Source organism: Bradyrhizobium sp. CFUWI (genome assembly GCF_056429085.1).
Genome location: NZ_JBWJZE010000069.1, coordinates 1 through 4853, shown reverse-complemented (window position 1 = coordinate 4853; position 4853 = coordinate 1). Strand labels below are relative to the sequence as shown.

The following is a 4853-nucleotide window of genomic DNA, read 5'->3' as shown; positions in this document are numbered from 1 at the left end:
CAGCGATCGCCCAAGAGCAATTTGCAAGAAACTGCGGGCTCACCCGCCGAAATCCTGCGAACAGAACCATGTCTGTTCGCCAAAAATCGATTCTCTCTCAACGGCTTGCGTGTTCTTCACAACCGACGCGTTATCGCCACACAGCAAAGTTGATGGTCTTCAAGCTCGTCGGCGCCGCATCTAAAACCTGGCGACGGTTGAAGGGCACAAATCAGTTGCCTAAGGTGATACCGGGGTAAAGTTTGCGCACGAAATCGAAGTCATTCCGACCGCTGAAGTCCGCGCCGCCTGATCGGACCCGTCACCCAGATCCAAGTATAGCTCCGGTGGCGCAGTTTCAACTGCCGAGGGAAATGCCTTATCCGACAAATCTCCGACGTCTTTAGCATAGTCATGAAATATGACTTCATAATGAACGGCAATTTGTTTTGAACGTCGTGGACTTCTATCTTCCCGCACGGAGTAGAGGAATACGCCCAATGCGGCAGTCGCGACCGCTTCGATGTCTGTAGGAGGTGGATGATGAGAGGCATTGATGGGCCTGGCAAGGCCACCATCTCGGGATTTCCCACCCACGAAGCTGGTAGCCCGGACGATCCGGGATCGGCTGTTCGCTTTCAACAAGCCGGCCAATCATCCTGCTTTGTCGGCGAGCAGGCGCGCGGCGAACCTCAAGGAGACAGCGCTCCCTCCTCTAGCAACAACCCGCGCTTCATCGGTGACCTTGGTCGGCCTAACTTCACCAGACTAGCGCCCGACTCACTCCATTTACCGTCGGGCGTGTTCGAAATGGTCGCCGAGAAGCTCAGGCCGATCGACCTGGTGAGTATGTCGCAAACAAGTCGCCAATTGCGTGACGCCACCCGGTTATCTGCGGAGGTTCACGAACGGCGCCAGAGAGCTATCCAGGTTCAGTTCGTCTGGAATGCGTTGACGGCGCGCCGACCAGGCATCGCGGATCGCTTTGCTGCGCTGCTAGCGCCTGGCGTGCTCCAATCACTCGCGCCGAACATCGATTGCCTTACGGGGGCGCAGCAGGAGGATGTCGTCGGTCTGGTTGAGGGTGTGGACGACCCCGCGGAGCGGCTCCTGGCTCTCGGGGGCCTCCGCGCCGGCATGACGGGGCTTGCGCCCGCACTCCACCAGCGCCTCGTCTCCCTGGCCGATCAGTTCGAAGCGCCCTCGCACCGCGCCTGGGCTCTGGTAGGCCTCGGCGCGGGCGTGGGAAGGCTTGCGCCCCCGCTCCAGCAGCGTCTCGTCGACATCGCCGTGCAGCTTGCCGAGCCCACTGACCGCGCCTGGGCTTTGCGCGGTCTCGGCCCGGGCGTGGCAGGGCTTGCGCCCCCGCTCCAGCAGCGCCTTATTGTCCTCACCGAGCAGCTTGCCGATCCCTTGGACCGCGACGCGGCTCTGCGCGGTCTCGGCCCGGGCGTGGCAGGGCTTGCGCCCCCTCTCCAGCAGCGCCTCGTCGACATCGCCGAGGGGCTTGCCGATCCCTTGGACCGCGCCTGGGCTCTCGCGGGCCTCGGCGCGGGCATAGCGGGGCTTGTCCCCGCGCTCCAGCAGCGCCTCGTCAACATCACCGAGAAGCTGGAACAGCCCGCGCACCGCGCCCGGGCTCTGTCGGGCCTCGGCGCGGGCATGGCGGTGCTTGCCCCCGCGCTCCAGCAGCGCCTCGTCGACATCACCGAGAAGCTGGAACAGCCCGCGCACCGCGCCCGGGCTCTGTCGGGCCTCGGCGCGGGCATGGCGGTGCTTGCCCCCACGCTCCAGCAGCGCCTCGTCGACATCACCGAGAAGCTGGAACAGCCCGCGCACCGCCTCTCGGCGCTGGCGGGCTTTGGCGCGGGCGTGGCGGGGGTTGCCCCCGCGCTCCAGCAGCGCCTCGTCGACATCACCGAGAAGCTGGAACAGCCCGCGCACCGCCTCTCGGCGCTGGCGGGCTTTGGCGCGGGCGTGGCGGGGGTTGCCCCCGCGCTCCAGCAGCGCCTCGTCGACATCACCGAGAAGCTGGAACAGCCCGCGCACCGCCTCTCGGCGCTGGCGGGCTTTGGCGCGGGCGTGGCGGGGGTTGCCCCCGCGCTCCAGCAGCGCCTCGTCGACATCACCGAGAAGCTGGAACAGCCCGCGCACCGCCTCTCGGCGCTGGCGGGCTTTGGCGCGGGCGTGGCGGGGGTTGCCCCCGCGCTCCAGCAGCGCCTCGTCGACATCACCGAGAAGCTGGAACAGCCCGCGCACCGCCTCTCGGCGCTGGCGGGCTTTGGCGCGGGCGTGGCGGGGGTTGCCCCCGCGCTCCAGCAGCGCCTCGTCGACATCACCGAGAAGCTGGAACAGCCCGCGCACCGCGCCCAAGCTCTGGCGGGCCTCGGCGCGGGCGTGGCGGGGGTTGCCCCCGCGCTCCAGCAGCGCCTCGTCAACATCACCGAGAAGCTGGAACAGCCCGCGCACCGCGCCTGGGCTCTGGCGGGCTTCGGCGCGGGCGTGGCGGGGGTTGCCCCCGCGCTTCAGGAGCGCCTCCTCGACATCACCGAGAAGCTTGAAGAGCCCGCGTACCGCCTCGCGGCGCTGGAGGGCCTCGGCGCAGGCGTGGCGGGGGTTGCCCCCGCGCTCCAGCAGCGCCTAGCTGACCTTGCCGACAGCCTTGCCATGCCCGCGGATCGGGCTCGGGCCTTCGCAGCAATGTTGCCGAGGAGGAGAGACGAACAGCGGGAATGAGCTATCCCGGATTCTTCCCGTCGAGGCGTGAATCAGAAAAAGTTCTTTTGTGTGTGTGTGTGTTTCGGCGTTGACCTCGTTTCCGAGGCGATCGGCGTCCAATCGCTGGCTCTGACTCAAAAGTGAGCTATGCGGGATTTTGGTTGATGAGGTGATCAGGCGGCGTGGTTTGCCGGCACTTGGACGACCTCGTTGCCGTCGTTGACGCTGACACCTGCGATGACCTTCGGCAACTGATTTGAGAAGTGGCTCGGGTTATTTGGACAGATCCCCGCGGATTCTAAGTGGATTCATGCCGGGTTGTGTTTGCGCGGGGCAATCTTACCGCGGCGTCAGGAGGGCGTAGCCCGACCAGAGCTGCGTTACCTGACGGGCTTGCGCCCGCCTTTTCCAACAACGCTCACCACCTCGACCGTTGTGTCGAAGCAGCTTGTGGTGGTTTGGACTCTGATCCTGCAATCCGAGCCCGAGGGGCCTACCCTCATCTCTTGCACAGCAAGGCTGCTTGAAGGTTTTAGGTCAATTGATCTACCTCCTCCTTCGCGCCGTCGTGGCGCACCAAGGCCTTCGAGGAGCAGCGACGATCGCCCGATCTCGAAGCTTTGCCGTTCGAAGATCGCATCGGTCTGCTGGTCGACCGCGAAGCCGCTGAACGCGACACCAGGCGCTTCACCACGCGCCTCAAGCTCGCCGCGCTACGTCAGAATGCCTGCGTGGAGGACGTCGATTGGCGCACGCCGCGGGGCATCGACCGGGCCGTCTTCGCCAAGCTCGTCAGCGGCGACTGGATCAATCGCCACGAGAATCTCCTCATTACCGGGCCGACCGGCCTCGGCAAAAGCTGGCTGGCCTGCGCTCTCGGCCACAAGGCCTGCCGCGACAATCGCTCGGTCCTCTATCATCGCGTCCCAAGATTGTTCGAAGCACTGGCGCTCGCACGCGGCGATGGACGTCATGCGCGCTTGCTCAAAACCCTTGGCCGCGTCCAATTGTTGATCCTGGACGATTGGGGATTGTCGGTGCTCACCGCTACCGAGCGCCGCGATCTGCTCGAGATCCTCGACGACCGCCACGGCCGAGCCTCCACCATCGTGACCAGCCAGCTCCCGGTCGACACCTGGCACGAAGTCATCGGCGATCCAACGGTGCACCCCCAATCGTAACACCCAACTCGTCCATGTCTGTGAAGTCGGAGAGGCCGAGTTGGCCAGGCTCGTGGGTTTGGCGGAAGATCACCTCCTGCTCCTCGCCGTGGATCGCCCGCCATGCACGGATCCGACGTTCCAGGGTACGACGGATACCGCTGCCGAGATCCGGATGACGCCGTAGCATCTCCTCGAATACCGCCACCGGGCGTAAGCCAGGTGCCGCCTTCAGGATCGGGACGATCTCGGTCTCGAACACGTCGCCCAACGGGTCCGGCCGTCGCCGGCCGCGGGGCGCCTTCCTTTGCGATGGAAATCGGGGGTCTCTCTCGATCCGATAGGCGGTCGACGCACTGAATGATGCCTTGGCCGCCGCCACTGGCGGGCTATCGGTCTGACGGTACTTCATGTAGAGCCTCATCTGGTGATCTGTGATGTGTCGGCCGGGCACGCGAGTGATTCCTCTTGGCGGAAGAACCACTTTGCATAACCCCGCCGGCCGCGATCACCAGTCGGCGCGGTCCTCCTCGGGATCGCGCCGACGCTGGGCTCGTAACTCCGGTCGGGCTACGCCCTCCCTACGTCACGAGCCCAGCGAAACTCTCTCACCTTGATTGACGCTGCCTTCCATCCTGATCGCCGCGGGACAGCCATGCCGTTGATTTTGACGGTGGGAATGCCCCAGCGGGTACGCAACACCCAGACGTTCTTGCCTTTGAACGCGCAGCCTAGGGCCGCGATGAAGCCTTCCTGATTGAGTATTGCCGCGATCTCGGCATCCATTTTGTGTTCAGCATTCAACTCGACGATCACCGCAACCGATCAATGTTGATGCAATCGCGGTAGGTGTGAACGCGCCGTTGCAAGTGATGCTCGCTGGTTGCGCCGGTCTGCCAGACGATCTTGAGCCACACCTGACCTCGGGTCCGCTTCTGATCAAGAACGACTTCGCGGATGACAAATCGCAGAATGCGCTTGCGATCGGCTGCCGAC

3 protein-coding genes and 3 pseudogenes are annotated in these 4853 nt (G+C 64.7%); 3 read left to right on the top strand and 3 right to left on the bottom strand.

The features are described from left to right. Positions 1-140 precede the first annotated feature (140 nt). Positions 141-292: pseudogene (locus AC066S_RS38445) on the top strand (IS256 family transposase); the annotation flags it as partial. Positions 293-996: 704 nt separating this feature from the next. Here the strand turns inward: AC066S_RS38445 and AC066S_RS38440 are convergent. After that, positions 997-1818, bottom strand: a complete 822-nt coding sequence (locus AC066S_RS38440) for a hypothetical protein (RefSeq protein ID WP_478271892.1) — start codon at positions 1816-1818, stop codon at positions 997-999. On the opposite strand from AC066S_RS38440, the gene AC066S_RS38435 reads away from it, so the two are divergent. Continuing rightward, entirely contained in the window at positions 1747-2715 is a 969-nt protein-coding gene (locus tag AC066S_RS38435; RefSeq protein WP_478271891.1) for a hypothetical protein, read from the top strand. The two genes, AC066S_RS38440 and AC066S_RS38435, sit on opposite strands and share 72 nt — an antisense overlap. Positions 2716-3275: 560 nt before the next feature. After that, positions 3276-3863: pseudogene (gene istB, locus AC066S_RS38430) on the top strand (IS21-like element helper ATPase IstB); the annotation flags it as partial. Position 3864: 1 nt separating this feature from the next. Here the strand turns inward: istB and AC066S_RS38425 are convergent. Together AC066S_RS38425 and AC066S_RS38420 are read right to left on the bottom strand one after the other, a co-directional pair. After that, positions 3865-4311, bottom strand: a pseudogene (locus AC066S_RS38425) (IS21 family transposase); the annotation flags it as partial. Positions 4312-4427: 116 nt separating this feature from the next. Next, complete coding sequence (locus AC066S_RS38420; RefSeq protein WP_126262229.1) at positions 4428-4673, bottom strand: hypothetical protein; 246 nt, start codon at positions 4671-4673, stop codon at positions 4428-4430. Positions 4674-4853: the final 180 nt, after the last annotated feature.

Excerpts from the sequence above, each read along its gene's own strand:
- AC066S_RS38435 (WP_478271891.1), top strand. The coding sequence starts at position 1,747 with ATGGCGGTGCTTGCCCCCACGCTCCAGCAGCGCCTCGTCGACATCACC.